This is a genomic window from Bacillus sp. FSL L8-0654, from assembly GCF_038629965.1.
In the GTDB taxonomy this organism is placed as follows: domain Bacteria; phylum Bacillota; class Bacilli; order Bacillales; family Bacillaceae; genus Bacillus; species Bacillus safensis.
The window spans coordinates 2,304,096-2,318,868 of the sequence record NZ_CP152026.1 but is presented as its reverse complement, the minus strand read 5'-3'; the positions used below and the strand labels follow the sequence as shown (position 1 = coordinate 2,318,868).

19 protein-coding genes are annotated in these 14,773 nt (G+C 35.5%); 13 read left to right on the top strand and 6 right to left on the bottom strand.

What is annotated here, in order from left to right:
* Nucleotides 1-9 precede the first annotated feature (9 nt).
* From MHH65_RS11895 to MHH65_RS11865, 7 genes are all read left to right on the top strand, one after another.
* The gene (locus MHH65_RS11895) at nt 10-393 is read left to right on the top strand and encodes a phage tail protein (RefSeq protein ID WP_008361274.1); all 384 of its coding nucleotides are present in this window, start codon (nt 10-12) and stop codon (nt 391-393) included.
* Nucleotides 394-410: 17 nt separating this feature from the next.
* A complete protein-coding gene (locus MHH65_RS11890) occupies nt 411-1,295 on the top strand; it encodes a hypothetical protein (RefSeq protein WP_340959385.1) in 885 nt (294 codons plus the stop codon).
* 10 nt (nt 1,296-1,305) lie between these two features.
* Nucleotides 1,306-1,653, top strand: coding sequence for an XkdW family protein (locus tag MHH65_RS11885; protein WP_340959386.1), 348 nt, complete (start codon nt 1,306-1,308; stop codon nt 1,651-1,653).
* Nucleotides 1,643-1,831 carry an XkdX family protein gene (locus MHH65_RS11880; protein ID WP_191098110.1) on the top strand — a complete coding sequence of 63 codons (189 nt, stop codon included), beginning with the start codon at nt 1,643-1,645 and terminating at the stop codon, nt 1,829-1,831. The genes MHH65_RS11885 and MHH65_RS11880 overlap by 11 nt, the downstream gene beginning before the upstream one ends.
* Before the next feature lie 61 nt (nt 1,832-1,892).
* Entirely contained in the window at nt 1,893-2,105 is a 213-nt protein-coding gene (locus MHH65_RS11875) for a BhlA/UviB family holin-like peptide (RefSeq protein ID WP_034620157.1), read from the top strand.
* Between the two features lie 11 nt (nt 2,106-2,116).
* Complete coding sequence (locus MHH65_RS11870) at nt 2,117-2,380, top strand: phage holin (RefSeq protein ID WP_340959387.1); 264 nt, start codon at nt 2,117-2,119, stop codon at nt 2,378-2,380.
* Between the two features lie 52 nt (nt 2,381-2,432).
* Nucleotides 2,433-3,245, top strand: a complete 813-nt coding sequence (locus MHH65_RS11865) for an N-acetylmuramoyl-L-alanine amidase (protein ID WP_340959389.1) — start codon at nt 2,433-2,435, stop codon at nt 3,243-3,245.
* Nucleotides 3,246-3,284: 39 nt separating this feature from the next.
* Here the strand turns inward: MHH65_RS11865 and MHH65_RS11860 are convergent, their stop codons facing one another.
* From MHH65_RS11860 to MHH65_RS11850, 3 genes are all read right to left on the bottom strand, one after another.
* Entirely contained in the window at nt 3,285-3,533 is a 249-nt protein-coding gene (locus MHH65_RS11860) for a hypothetical protein (RefSeq protein WP_342497841.1), read from the bottom strand.
* 268 nt (nt 3,534-3,801) lie between these two features.
* Nucleotides 3,802-5,178 carry a M6 family metalloprotease domain-containing protein gene (locus MHH65_RS11855; RefSeq protein ID WP_180309164.1) on the bottom strand — a complete coding sequence of 459 codons (1,377 nt, stop codon included), beginning with the start codon at nt 5,176-5,178 and terminating at the stop codon, nt 3,802-3,804.
* Nucleotides 5,179-5,343: 165 nt separating this feature from the next.
* Complete coding sequence (locus tag MHH65_RS11850; RefSeq protein WP_342497840.1) at nt 5,344-6,048, bottom strand: endonuclease; 705 nt, start codon at nt 6,046-6,048, stop codon at nt 5,344-5,346.
* Between the two features lie 494 nt (nt 6,049-6,542).
* Between MHH65_RS11850 and MHH65_RS11845 the strand changes: the two genes are divergently transcribed.
* The 3 genes from MHH65_RS11845 to MHH65_RS11835 all read left to right on the top strand — a co-directional run bounded on the left by MHH65_RS11845 (nt 6,543) and on the right by MHH65_RS11835 (nt 8,256).
* Nucleotides 6,543-7,133: a hypothetical protein gene (locus MHH65_RS11845; protein WP_342497839.1), complete on the top strand. Its 591-nt coding sequence runs from the start codon at nt 6,543-6,545 to the stop codon at nt 7,131-7,133.
* A gap of 54 nt (nt 7,134-7,187) precedes the next feature.
* The gene (locus tag MHH65_RS11840; protein WP_135009268.1) at nt 7,188-7,382 is read left to right on the top strand and encodes a hypothetical protein; all 195 of its coding nucleotides are present in this window, start codon (nt 7,188-7,190) and stop codon (nt 7,380-7,382) included.
* Nucleotides 7,383-7,569: 187 nt separating this feature from the next.
* On the top strand, nt 7,570-8,256 hold the full coding sequence (locus MHH65_RS11835) for a hypothetical protein (protein ID WP_106071846.1): 687 nt from the start codon (nt 7,570-7,572) through the stop codon (nt 8,254-8,256).
* A 507-nt stretch (nt 8,257-8,763) separates the two neighbouring features.
* Here MHH65_RS11835 and MHH65_RS11830 read toward each other — a convergent pair.
* A complete protein-coding gene (locus MHH65_RS11830; protein ID WP_340959396.1) occupies nt 8,764-9,354 on the bottom strand; it encodes a hypothetical protein in 591 nt (196 codons plus the stop codon).
* A gap of 252 nt (nt 9,355-9,606) precedes the next feature.
* On the opposite strand from MHH65_RS11830, the gene MHH65_RS11825 reads away from it, so the two are divergent.
* Nucleotides 9,607-9,774 (top strand): hypothetical protein, encoded by a 168-nt coding sequence (locus MHH65_RS11825; RefSeq protein WP_186319931.1) that lies wholly within the window; start codon nt 9,607-9,609, stop codon nt 9,772-9,774.
* On the top strand, nt 9,701-11,203 hold the full coding sequence (locus MHH65_RS11820) for a recombinase family protein (protein WP_342497838.1): 1,503 nt from the start codon (nt 9,701-9,703) through the stop codon (nt 11,201-11,203). The genes MHH65_RS11825 and MHH65_RS11820 overlap by 74 nt, the downstream gene beginning before the upstream one ends.
* Nucleotides 11,204-11,240: 37 nt before the next feature.
* Here the strand turns inward: MHH65_RS11820 and MHH65_RS11815 are convergent, their stop codons facing one another.
* Nucleotides 11,241-12,743, bottom strand: coding sequence for a reverse transcriptase domain-containing protein (locus tag MHH65_RS11815; RefSeq protein WP_025092932.1), 1,503 nt, complete (start codon nt 12,741-12,743; stop codon nt 11,241-11,243).
* Nucleotides 12,744-12,888: 145 nt separating this feature from the next.
* Complete coding sequence (locus MHH65_RS11810) at nt 12,889-13,335, bottom strand: sigma-70 family RNA polymerase sigma factor (protein ID WP_342497837.1); 447 nt, start codon at nt 13,333-13,335, stop codon at nt 12,889-12,891.
* A 224-nt stretch (nt 13,336-13,559) separates the two neighbouring features.
* Between MHH65_RS11810 and MHH65_RS11805 the strand changes: the two genes are divergently transcribed.
* Nucleotides 13,560-14,681 (top strand): tetratricopeptide repeat protein, encoded by a 1,122-nt coding sequence (locus MHH65_RS11805; protein ID WP_024427938.1) that lies wholly within the window; start codon nt 13,560-13,562, stop codon nt 14,679-14,681.
* Nucleotides 14,682-14,773 lie beyond the last annotated feature (92 nt).

Below are 14,773 nucleotides of genomic sequence, written 5' to 3'. Positions count from 1 at the left end.
AGGATCATAATGGCTGATCAATTAACCGTTACAACGCTTTATGCTCGCCAACAAATGGCGAAGGCTAGAGCAGAAGGAACAAAGCTCACAAAAGTGGTTAAGATGGCTTTTGGGAATGGTGGAACTAAGGACGGAAAGCCAATCTCTCTGGATGGAACAGAACAAGAATTAAAGAGTGAGCTTGTTCAAAAAGAAATTGATTCATATGAATTCATGGAGCCGGCGAAGATCCGGTACACGTGCACCATCGCTGAAGGGGAGCTTGCTGGAGAAGTCATCAACGAATTAGCTCTTGTTGATGAAGATGGAAAGTTTACGGCCATCCGTACCATGACAGACAAGCAAAAAGACGGTGACATTGAATTCATCTTTGAGATTGATGATATTTACTAGGAAAGGAGTGCTCATCGATGGATATTAAATCTCCTAAAGTGTTTGAAACAAGTGACAAGGCTCATGCGGATCTGTTCAATGACATGGTTAATGTGTTGCTTGAAAATGACTCTGGACTCTTAGATCAGATCATAGAACATATTGGCGATACTCAGCCGCATGCATCTGCAGCAGAGAAGAAGAAATGGAATGAATCGCAGCTTTATAAGATCACAGCTGATGACGGCAAATACTTGATATCTGTTCCAGCTGACAAAAATATTTATGATGCAATAAAAGACAAAGGGACCTGTACTTTCATTGCATCCCCTGGTGTAGAAGATTCCCCAGCACCCAGCAATGCCTATTTGAGAGGAATACAGACTGTTGGCCAAAACAATATCGGAACTGGTTTTGCGGTAGATACGTCAGGTAATGCGTATTACTTCTACTATAATTCTAGCCATATATCTATCACATGGAAACAAGTTTTAACAGTTGAGGATATGGTAAAGAGCACTTTTGTTGATACTTATGATCAAGATAATTCATCTGTTTCAGCCGCTGAAAATGTCGCAACAAAGCTTGTTTTTGGGGCGACACGAGCGGACGACCTAGCCGAGTACAATCGAACACGTTCTGAGATTACTTTAAAAAATAACGGACTATATCTAATCAGGCTTTATGTCACTAGCAATAATATTACAGTCGGATCAGATAATATCTTAGCTTGTTATGTCAATGGAAGTGAATACCAGAGGTTTGGAAACTGGAATCCTACAACAGCTTCAAGTACGTGCGTGCTTTATTTATTACAAAAATTTAAAGCTGGCGATAAGGTAACTTTCTACATCACACCTAGAGGGACAAACAAAAAAATATCAATAAACACTGCTTATGTAACGATGTCTCAATTGAGATAGGAGGGATATGATGAATAAGGCACTAGCAATCAAATATTTATACCCGAATGCGGAACTAGGTAAGGATTATTCGGTTCGGGATGATGGAGAGGGACAATTCATAGATACATGGCTCTTAGAAGAACCTGAGCCTTCGGCTGAAGAGTTGGATGCTGCTTGGCAAAAGTATCTGAAATTAGATAATGAACAACCTATGACCCAAGTCGAAAAGCAATTACTTCTTATTGGTGAACAGTTAGCGAAAGAAAAAATCGCTCGTCAACAGGCAGAAAGAGTAAATGCAATGTTAGGGCAGCAGCTTGCAGAAATGCGAATAGACATCCTTAAATTGAAGGGAGGGTTTACAGATGAATCTTAATTTTTGGGTGTTAGCTTTATTTTATAAATGGGCCACAACTGCAATGGTTAAACAAGCAATGTCGTTCAAGGATTGTTCAATTGAAGATCTAGAAGAGGGCGTTCAGGAGGAATATGTTACACATGATCAATACAAAGAAATAACTGGTGAAGTATATAAAGAAACGTCAGAAGCCTAGTAGAAAGGCTTTTTATTTTGCCTTCTTTAAGGGGGTGGACAAAGTGAGGTAGGTGAGTATGGTGGAAATGGATTTGGCTCAATATTTGATGACACAAGGACCATTTGCGGTGTTGTTTTGCTGGGTACTGTTTTATGTCCTCAATACAACTAAAGAGCGTGAAAACAAGCTCAATGAACAAATCGAAGCGCAAAATGATGTGTTAGCAAAGTTTAGTGAGAAATATGACGTTGTGATCGACAAGCTCGATAAAATTGAACGAAATTTAAAATAGGAGGAATTATCATGAAAACATTCGACAAAGGCACTGTCATTCGCACAGTGCTTCTTTTTATGGCATTGATCAACCAAACTTTAATTCTTTTTGGTAAACCAGTTTTACCGATTGAAGAAGATCAAATCACATCATTATCTGAAACATTGTACCTTGCCTTCTCAATGATCTTTACTTTAGTGACAACCCTTGTCGCATGGTTCAAAAACAACTATGTGACCGATAAAGGAAAGTTACAGAAAGAAGTCCTAAAACAAAAAGGATTAGCGAAGTAAGGAGCTGCCATGAGGTGGCTCTTTTTAATATACCGAAAAGGAGACGATGAACGTGGTAAAAATCATTAAAGATTTTATTCCAAAGGGTAACCGCAACAGACCAGGCAACTATATGAAGCCTTTGTATATTACGGTTCATAACACCGCTAATACTAAAAAAGGAGCAGATGCAGCTAATCACGCTAGTTTTGTTAAACGATCTAGTACAGCGGTGAGCTGGCACTTTACTGTGGATGATAAAGTCATTTATCAACATCTGCCGTTAAAAGAAAACGGATGGCATGCAGGAGATGGACGAGGAACCGGAAACATGAAGTCAATTGGAATTGAGATTTGTGAAAACGCAGACGGCAATTTTGAAAAAGCGGTTGAAAATGCTCAATGGCTCATTCGGAAGCTGATGACAGAACAAGGCATTCCATTGGCAAACGTTGTGCCTCATAAGAGATGGAGCGGAAAAAATTGTCCTCGCAAGTTGTTGAATCGTTGGGACAGCTTCCAAGCCGGTATTGCGATTGCTCACACAGGAAAAAAGGCAACAGCAAAGCCGACGAAAGCGACACCTGTCAAAAATACGTCATCCAAGCCAAAGAAAAGCACGTCTAAAAAGTCGTTTAACTTACCATCTGGCATTATCAAAGTAACCAAACCTTTGACAAAGGGTGCGGGAGTAAAAGCATTGCAAGAAGCTCTGGCTGCTGTATATTACTACCCCGACAAAGGCGCAAAAAACAACGGGGTTGATGGCTATTACGGACCAAAAACGGCAGATGCGGTCAAGCGGTTCCAGCTCATGCACGGGCTTTCTGCTGATGGCATTTACGGGCCGAAGACAAAAGCGAAACTTGAGGCAGTAATAAATTAAAAAAGGGGGGCTGAAATAATCCGCCCTCCTTTTTTAAACCTATCGAATAATATATCCTGTTATTTTAACTTCTACGGTTTCTGAGTTATAAAATTTAAGTTTGAGTGTCTGTGTTCCTGATAAATCTTGGCCTAAGAAAAATACTTTCTTATTGGCAGGAATATCAAAACCCCAAAACCAAAAAGGTGTTCTGTCGCCGTCTTGTGGAGCTTGAATCGTAAGATAATCAGTAGCACCAGCAGGAAGTATTAGAGGATCCGCTGTAATCAAAGTGTGTGTGGTAGACAATCTCATCCCTCCTTTCTCAAACATAGTATTTATCTCAATTTTTTAAATAAACACGAAAAAAATACCGAATTTACAGACTGAAATCCAACAAAACTATAGGATTATGTATAAAGAAAATGAAAGCACATGAACAAACCCCTGTCCTTAATGGATAGGGGCTTTTTTGTTTATGTTTTATATTTACTAAAAGGAGTAAAGATTTAAAATAGTTTCCATAAAGAGTAAATCATCATGATTTCTGTTAACAAAATAATGGGGGGATCTTATATTATTTAATAATCACATCAAGCTTTATCTGTTTAGTCTCTCGATTAAACAAAATGTTCTTTAATGATACTCCAGATGGTATATCAGAAAAAGAAGTTGATATATTTCCAGTATCTGAAATTGATGAGATGTTACTTGATCCAGGAAATGGATCGCTGGCATCACCGCTATTTCCATCTCGAGGATTGCTTAGATTGTTATTCCCATCTGCTTGAATTAAAAGCATTCCTGGGGAAGCGCTTTTTTCATTCCCGAATGCTTCATCAATTCTCCACACCAATAAGCCTTCCCCTGGTATATAACTGTCGAAATTCTCCTTGATTCTATTTTCAAGTAGTAAGTATTGATCCTTGGTATAGCCAGGACCTTTAATTTTCAATATCTCACCACCTGATCGAGTAATTGGTTCTAGAGTTAATCCTTCTTCACTTTTATTAATTTCTTTTACTTTAACCCATCCATGCTGTAATTTATGAAGTCCAGCTGGATGAACAGGACATAATTCTCTCCCTGCATAAGAACCACTCGCCATTAAGTCCCAAATACCATTACCGTCCCAATAATCTCCATCCGAATCATAATTAGGGTCATAAAAATCATCCCATTGAAAAGCTAAATGACCTAATTCGTGTGCGCATACGCCTAATAAGGCATCCTGAGGTACCATTAAATATGTGACTGCAGTAAGCCCCGGTGCCACTAACTGAGGATTTTTCATTTGCCATTTGTGTGACCAAATATGGTTACCACTAATGTTAGGATTTAATTTTTCAGCACCTTGGCCTGCATGAACAATAAATAATGCAGTTATAGTACCATCCTTAAAATTGTCAAGTTTTGAATTGAAGCTAGTCCCATGTTCAAGAGCAGTTTTTACAGCATCTTCTGCTAATTTTCTTGCATCTCGAGGGTAATTTTCATATAGTCCAGATTTACCATTAGTATAGTATGAATACTTTTCAGGCATTCTAAACCATCCATGAACTTCCCCCTTAACAGTAACCTTTTCTTTGCTAACTTCATTGTAATAGTCGGACATGCTTCCGGTAGGATAGGAACCTTTTGAGAATAGTAGATCTTCATAATGCCCCTTTGGTAATTTGCCTTCTAAGTCTGGGAAATCAACTAATAAGACAAAAACGTTCAAATCTCCAGTTATCGGTACCCGTGGAATAGATATTCTTTGAAAATCGTGTTTATGAATAGAGCCTAAAGTATGATCATCCATGCCAATAATATTGTGTGCTGGATTGGAGTAACCACGTGAAGCAAGAAATTGCCGATAGGTAAAACCTAATCCTTTCCATTTTTTATTGTACTCATTTGTTAAATATGTGATTACTTCCGGAGCTGGGGGGACAGTGCGGAAATTCTTCATATTTTTCCTCCTAACATTACATTACCCTTTAAAACTCCATAATTATCTGCAGGCATAAAAAATTCCTCCTTGAAATTTTATCTTCTAAATTGTTCTACTGCTTTTAGAATTTTATTCACTTAGTTTATCCAGAGAAACCCCTACATTATTGAGAAGGGACGTTTTTTAATTAGTTATCCTGTTTTCAAACAAAAGGTTTTGAAAAAGCTCTGCATCGTCTAATAATTTGACCATTTCCGTTGAATCATCACAAAATGGATTTTTAATTTTGTGTTTTTCATATGCCCATTGGTTAAATTCAATTTCCCAGTGTGTTAATGGGTCGCTCTTTGCCCAATAGATGTAAGTGTTTAAGTGCTCTTGAAAAAGGTCGCGAACCTTGTATGTTAAAGACATATACAACATTGTTCGAGCAACATTTCCTCTACTAATTGTGGGTACTATCCATTCATTTTCATGATCTCTTCCCCAATCAGTATAGTAAGCTGGAGGAGTTAACCTAATTTGTCTAATAATTTTATCGTTTTCTATTTCAAAGGGTAAGTGTCCTCTTTCTTTATTTACCTCTCTATGTTCTGCTGCAAAGTTAAGAGGATTGGTAGTTGCCCCTTTAATAATGTCTTCTTTTTCATTTCTTAGTTTTAAATAATTTTTTAGTGTGCCCTTTGGAAAAATATGTTCTATGCTATGTAATTTCATTTGTCTTAAAGAATTTATGTCCAAGCCACTATAGATTGCTTTTACATATTTATAATCACTTTCAAAGAATGCCCAAAAATTTTCGTATTTGTCTTTTTTACCCCAAGCATCATAGTACTCATTATTTTTGAAAGTTCCTCCAGCTATTTCAATAAACTCTTCTTGTTTCATCGATTTACCTCCTTATTTAATTTGAACACCACCCCTATTAATTTCCAAATAATTGGAAAATAAACATAGAAATAGCCGTTATTTTTATCTTATTAAAAGGATTAATTGTGATGTGGAGAGAAAAGCGATTATGAAAGAAAACGAAAAAATTTAGTTTATAACGACAGCAGAAGTCGAAGAGATACTTGGTATAACACAACAATGCTTAAGTGCGCTTGTGAGTTTTGGGAAGCTCAAATCCGTTAAAAAGATTAGAGCAGTGTTACAACATGTACAAGCTGTTGAAAAAGAACTAAAAGAAGGGTGGAATTATATCATCAACACCAGAAAGATTTCAACAGAATGTTTGTTTTTATTTGGATGGAGATTTGCATTTCTTATTCTTGCTTTCTAACTGTAGAGAAAGATTTAGGAAGTGCATTTATAATTAATAGTTAAAATAAACCTTTTGTGTTAATATTATCCTTGTAAAATAGAAAAAAGGATGGGTGGAAGTGGGTCTGGAAAATTTATTATTTATTGGAGATGAAGATCTAGAAAAGCTACTAGTCTCTTTAATTTGTAGTTTAATAGGTTCCCTAATAGGACATTTTAAACTAAACGGGGTAATTTCATTGCCAGTAGTGTACTTTTTTTACGAGTGTAATCTAAAGTATGAAAATGGGGAATGGAAAAAGAATCTAATTAAACTTCCCTTGATTATAATTGATTTTCTTTTGTTTTTAATTGGGTTACGTCTCAAGAATAATTTAAGGCAGGGTGCAATTACTTTAGAACTTGGGTTTCTTGGAGACATGCTCGTTGGAGTTGGTACTGGAATAATTGCATATTCAGCTGTCATGGCTTCAGGAACAACTAGTATGCCTGCACTTATGACGTCATCTTTATTAGCAGGTTATGGAGGATTTACATATCTTCAAAAAATGCAAGGTAAATCTGAACGAGAGCAAAATAAGAATGATGTCATTGAGTTCAAAGAAATAGAGGAAACAGATTTTAGTGAACCTGAAGAGCAGAAGACAGCAGTTATAAAAGAGCTTAGAGAAAGTAAACAGGTAAGTTCGAGTAGAGAAACTCCTAGCTAAAAATGAGTATATTTGGTAAAATTGATATGTGCATTGATAAGGAGGGGGAGACTTATGAAGGTTCTTGTTACGAAAGAAGAGCGGAGATTGTTGGAAACGTGGTTAAATGAAATGTGCAACGAAAATTTGACTATTTCACAACGCCGTGTAGCAAGGATAAGATACCACCATTTGCTGAATGTTGGAAAACAGAGGGCTCTTGATACACAAGAACTCGATGAAAGAAAAACAGATTTAGCGATGGTTTAATCTCTCTAGTTGTGTACCTCACTTCGTGTGAGGTTTTTTATATGAACTCATTTAATATTATATACCTTCTGTAATAAGTCGCTTGGATTGTTAAAGGAAGGATTACTAAGTAAAAATGTATATTGATCAACAAAAAAGTAGTGTCTAAGTTTTAATCAGAAGTGGGATTGAGGGATAAGGAGGACACATGGAGAACTTTGTAGCGGTATTAATCTTCACTTTACCAGGTTTGTTAAGTTATTTTTGGATACAGTTATTTGGTCTAAATCCAACAAGTAAGCATTCAAACTTTGAAATTGCAGCAATTAGTGCTATTTTGTGGTTTCCTGTCGGTATGATCGTTCTTGGGATTTATCAGTTTACAGCAACATTTGTAAACCACCAAATTGCAGATAACTCTTGGCTATCTATTCGTACTTTAAGTGATGTTCTTGAATTATCAAATAATCTAGCGTTTCTTGTTTATTTTGTTTCATTTAGTGTTATTTTCAGTTTCCTATTCTCTTGGGCTGTTTCGGAGTTTGTCTATAAGTGGATGATTAAATTAGTTAACGTGGTTAGAAATAGAAGTGGAACAGCTGGGCTTTCTAGAACCAGTTCAGTATGGAATGAGACTTTTTTGAACAATGATCCTCAAGTTATATCAATTGGAAAAATTGATAATCCAGAAGTAATAATATATGGGGAAATAGAAAAAGTCTCCAGACCTGTTGAATTAGAGAGGAATCTGCTGCTTCGCAATACACAATATTATACTAAACTTTTAAAAGATAACGAAGATGTTAAAATATCAAATGTTTTCGTTGATACTAAGACAGGCTATGTTGTAACTATATATAATAATGATGATGTTGCGGAGGCTGTAAACCATTAATGCTTGAAAAAAGTGAAACCAAAGAAGATTAGTTCTTCTTTGGTTTCGGTGGCTTCATTGTTAGAGACGGTTTATCAGCTGAATTTTGTTCGTGTCTTGGTATGTTCATTGCATTCTCAGCGGGTCTCATATCTGGTCGGATTTCCATTTGCCTGTTAGTTGGTCTTTTCTCCATAAAAATTCCTCCTCATTTAATTAATAGATATTCTATAAGTACCCTTGATTTTAGACTGGCCTTTACTATAGAAAACAAAAGGTGCTATATATGAAAATAATGAATAACCCTCTAAACCAAGTATGATAATACTATATCAAAACTTAGAGATCTTGAATATGCAAAAAAGGGAGAATTTTGGAAAAAAATTTGAATATCCCCTTGTACAAAAATCAGTTATTTAAAGGAGCCTTAGGGTGCATTTAAAGATATAGTCAAGAAAGAGAAGTTAGAGCAAACTTGAAGATAAGTTAAAAAAGCATGAACTCTATTTTTGTTAATAGCGTTAGTGTTTAATCATTATCTGATTTTTTTTCTCCTAATAACATTACAAAAGCTGTTACAAATTCTTGAAAGTTAATATTTAAGTTATCCTTAACTACTGGCATAGAATAAAGAAAAATGAGAATTATAAAATTCACCCATGCATTTACATAGCTTTGAGCATTTTCACTTAGAGTTTCTGCTTCATCTATTACTGTGTTTAGATCATCCGTTGAAATTTCATCATTTTCAAAATGTAATTCTTCTAAAAATCCATCTATTTCTGATTCCTCTTGAGTTGTTAAAATTATAGGGTTTGAGTTGAAGTTTCTTAAGTTAGATTGAATTTTTTCATTTAGTTCTGCAAGATTTATATCTCTTATCGTTATGTAATTTGTCCAATTCAGCATTGATTGTTTTATCTTTTCGTGTTGATCAATTATAGGCTTCAATCTTGCGAAATCCTCCATTGATTTTTTGGTTATTTTAATTTGGTGTTCATATCTTTTATAATCATCAATTGCAGATTGGACCATTTGCTGCTGCTGCATTATTTTATTTGTATTTTCTATAAATTTTCTATGTGGTTTTAAAATGTCATTGTAAGGATTGTTTTTCATACTCTAGCCCCCGTTAAGTTGTTAGTAGTGTAAATACGGATTAAAACTTTAGTTGGTTTCATTTATTTTTAAAAAAATGGGAACAAACGTTTGATTAACGGTGTCAATTTCATTATAATAAGAATAAGATTGACCCCTTCATGAACCTGGCTGACATTCAGTCAGGTCTTTTTTATATCTACTGGTAAACTCATTTTCTTTATGAAATAGGGACAATCCATGTCGGCATAACCTGTCATGAGGTGATCTAAGATGAAGGTCAAAATCATTGAAGGACAGAATGTTGACGCACGTATTAATGATTGTTATCACTATTTGATTAAGTGGTGGAGGAAGGAGATTAATCGTGAAAGCAATTTACGTGAGGGTATCGACCGAGGAGCAAGCGATAAAAGGGTCGAGCATAGACAGCCAGATTGAAGCATGTGTGAAGAAAGCAGGAACCACAAATGTCCTGAAATATGCAGATGAAGGCTTCTCAGGTGAATTATTAGAAAGGCCAGCTTTAAACCGTCTGAGAGAAGATGCGCGCAAAGGATTAATTACTGAATTGATTTGTTATGATCCTGATCGTTTGTCGCGGAAACTAATGAATCAATTAATTATAGATGATGAATTACGGAAAAAAGGAATAGTCTTAACCTTCGTAAATGGGGATTATGCAGATTCACCTGAAGGGCAGCTGTTCTTTTCAATGAGAGGAGCCATTTCTGAATTTGAAAAGGCCAAAATTAAAGAGAGAACTTCTACAGGTAGACTTCAAAAAATTAAAAAAGGGATAATAATTAAGGATCCTAGTTTATTAGGATACAGAATGAATAAAGAGAAAAGAACGCTTGAGATAATAGAAGAAGAAGCAAAAGTTGTAAGAATGATTTTTGATTTGTTTACGGATCATTCAAGTCACTTCTTCAACCGAGTAAATGGAATTGCGTTGCATTTAACAAAACTAGGCATCCCAACGAAAAGAGGAGCAAAAGTCTGGCATAGACAAGTAGTGCGGCAGATCCTTATGAATCCATCTTATAAAGGGAAGTATGAGCAATATAAGTATGATACAGAAGGCAGTTATGTATCAAAGCAGGCTGGTGGTCCCGCAATAATGAAACTGAGGCCTGAAGAGGAACGCTATGTTACTGAAATTCCTTCGGTTGTTTCTGACGAACAATGGGAATATGCTCAAGAGTTACTTGGTAAAAGCAGAAGGAAGCAATTGCAATATGGCACTCATCCATATTTGCTTTCTGGTCTAGTGCGCTGTGGAAAATGTGGAAATACGATGACCGGAAAAAAGAGAAAATCACATGGAGAAGATTTCTATGTGTATGAATGTAGGAAGAATTATGCTGGAGCCAAAAATAGAGGTTGCGGTAAATCTATGTCAGAAAATAAACTGAACAGAATCGTATGGGATGAAATCTATAAATTCATCACCAATCCAGAGAAGTATAGAGTCTATAAAGAAGAGGAAAAAGCCACTCATAAAGCAGATGAGCTTGAGTTGATTCAAAAAGAAATTGAGAAGGCGAAAAAAGGCCGTCAGCGTTTAATTACTTTAATTAGTCTTAGTGAAGAAGACGACTTGGATATTGAAGAAGTGAAAACGCAGATTGTTGAGCTACAGAAGAAACAAAATAACCTTATGATCCAACATGATACAATTGAAAAAGAGATTAAGGAATCAGAAGGATCGGCTGCAGGAGAAAATGCTATGAAAAGGGCACTTGATTATTTAAGTTCAGTCAATGCGGATAATTTGAAACTGGAAGATAAAAAAGCCATTATTAACTTTATTGTTGAAGAAGTATTGATTGTTGATTCAGAGACTATTCATATAATTACTTTTTGAATTTGGAGGGCAAAATTTCTTAAGCCCTCCAAAAATATTAATAATTATAAATATTAGATTTAGGATGCATTGTTTCTTCTATACCTTTTGTCAAAACATTATTTTTAACAGCTAAATATATTCTTCTAAAACTTGGTATCTCAACAAGTCCTGATTTTTTTCCGATTTTCTGTTCCTTACAAATTAATATGATATTTTTATTGGTTAGATTAAAAGGAAATAGGTTATCCATTAAGAATCCTCGTGATTCTAACAATTGTTTTCTTTTGCGTAGTGTACTTAGAATTGTTGAAACAAGCCATTTGTCTAAATGTTTAATTTGCTCTTCATCATCTATTAGTGGATAGAAGCTCATTAGACCTTTAAAATTTAATTTTTTATACGATCCGTTCAGATAATTTTTAAGAATATTCTCACTTAGTCTACCATAAAGATATCTTCGTATTTGCATTATAGCAGTAACGAAATGAGGATCCTCACCATTACTAGGGATTCTAATAGCCCTGAGTTTTTCTTGGTTCAATGGTTGAATTAAATTTTTATACAGAAGATAACTTATATGTTTCTTAATTTTCTCTATAGCAACATCGTTAATACTAATACATTCACTTGATAATTTATATCCTAAAAAATTAATTGAATTTTTAAATTGGTCAAATTCTGATGGGATTCCTTTTTTAGATAGCAAACTTATACCTTCAGATTTTTCAAAATTAATCTCTACTTCAGCGATATTTGAGAATTCTTGCATTATTTCAAATGCTTCACATATTTTTTGATAGCTTTCAGACCAAATAACTGTGTCATCAGCATATCGTGCAAATCTCAATCCCTTTATTTCTAATTTTTTATCAAGGCGCCAGCAAACAAGGTTTGCTAAAAATAAAGATAATGAGGTTCCTTGGGGAATACCTCCATCAGGGAAATGCTCTAGAAAAGATTTAATTATGTCCTTTTCGAAATCACTTATAAGAAAGCCGTTTTGATCGAATTGCTTATAGATATATTCGTGCTTTATTGACCCGAAGAAATCTCGGAAATCAAATTCAGCTATAAACATTCTTGGATTATTTTTAATATCTAATGCAATATCTTGAATAGCATAATGTACATTTCTATCGTTTCTATAAGCATAGGAGAATGAACTGAATCTATGTTTGTTTTTTCCGAGTAAACGTCTATAAAAATGATAAGATATTGCTTCATCAGGAATCTCAAAAACATGTATTAATCTAGTTTTTGAACTGTTTTTTTTCTTTATTTTTTTTAGAAATGGTTTATTAGGTTTGTAAGTTCCGTTTATAATTTTCTTGAAAATAGATTTAGCGATCTTATCTTTATGCTTTAATACATAGAAAGGATTATGTTTTTGGTCATGTTTCCATTCATCAGGAATTTTCACTTGTTTTTTTTGGGGGTTAGAAATACGTTTTTTGTCTCGCTGATAAACTAACTCTAAATTATTATGATAATTATGGTATTCCTGTGCCTTTCTTTTAGCGATTTGTTCAATATCCTTTTTAATTTCTTCTAAAAGCATTTTTTCGCCTCCTAAACAAAAAGCCCTGTTCAATATCGAACAAGACTTTCCACGGATACTATAATTAAAAGTAAGTCCTCACTTAGAACCTTGGTACGAGTGAATACCTTGTTCTCCAATAAGTAAAGCATATAGCACCCGTTCGTCACCTTATGACATAAATTAAATATAGAATATTATGGTTTATATGTAAATGGTTTCTGGAGAAAATATTTGAACATAGAGTTTTGCACCCCCCTTTTGTCATTAATATCTCATTTTCAATACACCGCGCCGCATACGTTGCCAGCTTTGTTCCTTTTCCAGAGGAATAGCTTTCGATGGCTTTAATGAGTCCGATCGTCCCGATGGAGATGAGGTCTTCAGCGTCTTCCCCGGTATTTTCAAATTTCTTTACAATATGGGCGACGAGCCGAAGGTTATGTTCAATCAGCATGTTTCTTGCATGTTCATCGCCCTGTGCCATGAGGGCTAAGTATTTTTTTTCATCATCTCCCGAAAGGGGCTGTGGAAAGGCATTGTTTTTGACATAGGACACTAAAAACACCAATTCTTTGACCATCAATCCCATCGCTGTAAATACTCCTGCCACGATTTTCACCTCCACCATGTTTAGGCCGCTGCCTATATCCTCAAATGTATGTGAAGGGGGGATTGTCTGTGTCTGTACGATGAAAAAATCATGTTTTTCGAAAAATGTTCGTCTCTTTTTACAGCTCCTCTCATATGTTTGCGGTTTCTTTGCGGTGCTTGGCGGTCAAGAAGCGTGCTAAAATATGTAATATTAGACCGAAAAGGAAGGGGTTTTTTCGGAACATGGGGAAGGTTCTATCTTCACATGTAGGTATGAAAATTAATGAATGGTATCGAATGATACGGCAGTTCAGTGTTCCAGATGCGGAAATCTTGAAAGCGGAAGTTGAAGCGGAAATTGAACAGATGGAAGAGGACCAGCATTTACTGATTTATTATCAGCTCATGTGTTTTCGGCACCAAATCATGCTTGACTATATACACCCTTCAAAATATCAACCTTTCTCAGTATCTAATCTAGTCGATAAAATCGAAAACTCCAATCATGAGTTATCTGATATGCTGCATTATTACCATGCATTTTTTCGTGGCATGCATGAATTTAGTCAAAAAGAATATTTAGAAGCCGTCAAATATTATCGAGTCGCAGAAAAGCAGCTGTCCATGGTATTTGATGATATTGAGCAGGCAGAGTTTCATTTTAAAGTGGCAGAAGCCTACTATATCATGAAACAAACACATGTCTCCATGCACCATATTTTAAAGGCGCTGGAAATATACGATCAGCATGATGCGTATACCATTCGCATCATTCAATGTCTCTTTGTCATCTCAGGAAATTATCAAGATTTAAAACGAAAAGACCGGGCACTGCCTCATTTAAAAAAGGCAAAACAGCTCGCATCTCAAATTGATCACCCGCGCATATACAGTTCAGCGCTCTATAATTTAGGAAAATGTTATGGTGAGCTTGGCTATAGAGAGGAAGCGGAACGATATTTAACGGAATCTGCTGATCTTGCCCGCAAAGAGCTGCTTCCAACGCTTCCGCATACGCTCTATACGCTGGCGAAGCTGCTTTTTAGACAGAATGAACAAGCGGATGCCCTGCGCATATTAGAAGATGGGAAATTGGCTGCAAAGAAGCATGAAGACCAGCTGTTCTGTCATATGTTTGAGTACCTGGATGCTTTATATGTTCAGGAAATCAATGAAGACCAACTGCAAAAAACCATTGATTATTTGGAAAAACTTAGCCTATACTCTTATATAGAGGATATCTCACTAGAAATTGCGACAGCCTTAGAAGCCTCTCAACAATACAAGAAGTCCAACCAGTATTATCAGAAATTATTATGGGCTCAAAATCAAATCCAAGAAGGAGAGTGTCTGTATGAATTCTAAGCAACGTTCGACAGTTGAAGAGAGAAACCAAACGTGAAACAAAGAGCGGGCCAATATGGCCGGCTTTTTTTATTTGAAAAAAAGCGGATATT

What these genes read in the sequence shown, in the direction of transcription:
- MHH65_RS11895 (WP_008361274.1), top strand. Translation starts at nt 10, where the DNA reads ATGGCTGATCAATTAACCGTTACAACGCTTTATGCTCGCCAACAAATG.
- MHH65_RS11890 (WP_340959385.1), top strand. Translation starts at nt 411, where the DNA reads ATGGATATTAAATCTCCTAAAGTGTTTGAAACAAGTGACAAGGCTCAT.
- MHH65_RS11885 (WP_340959386.1), top strand. Translation starts at nt 1,306, where the DNA reads ATGAATAAGGCACTAGCAATCAAATATTTATACCCGAATGCGGAACTA.
- MHH65_RS11880 (WP_191098110.1), top strand. Translation starts at nt 1,643, where the DNA reads ATGAATCTTAATTTTTGGGTGTTAGCTTTATTTTATAAATGGGCCACA.
- MHH65_RS11870 (WP_340959387.1), top strand. Translation starts at nt 2,117, where the DNA reads ATGAAAACATTCGACAAAGGCACTGTCATTCGCACAGTGCTTCTTTTT.
- MHH65_RS11855 (WP_180309164.1), bottom strand. Translation starts at nt 5,178, where the DNA reads ATGAAGAATTTCCGCACTGTCCCCCCAGCTCCGGAAGTAATCACATAT.
- MHH65_RS11850 (WP_342497840.1), bottom strand. Translation starts at nt 6,048, where the DNA reads ATGAAACAAGAAGAGTTTATTGAAATAGCTGGAGGAACTTTCAAAAAT.
- MHH65_RS11840 (WP_135009268.1), top strand. Translation starts at nt 7,188, where the DNA reads ATGAAGGTTCTTGTTACGAAAGAAGAGCGGAGATTGTTGGAAACGTGG.
- MHH65_RS11835 (WP_106071846.1), top strand. Translation starts at nt 7,570, where the DNA reads ATGGAGAACTTTGTAGCGGTATTAATCTTCACTTTACCAGGTTTGTTA.
- MHH65_RS11830 (WP_340959396.1), bottom strand. Translation starts at nt 9,354, where the DNA reads ATGAAAAACAATCCTTACAATGACATTTTAAAACCACATAGAAAATTT.
- MHH65_RS11825 (WP_186319931.1), top strand. Translation starts at nt 9,607, where the DNA reads ATGAAGGTCAAAATCATTGAAGGACAGAATGTTGACGCACGTATTAAT.
- MHH65_RS11815 (WP_025092932.1), bottom strand. Translation starts at nt 12,743, where the DNA reads ATGCTTTTAGAAGAAATTAAAAAGGATATTGAACAAATCGCTAAAAGA.
- MHH65_RS11805 (WP_024427938.1), top strand. Translation starts at nt 13,560, where the DNA reads ATGGGGAAGGTTCTATCTTCACATGTAGGTATGAAAATTAATGAATGG.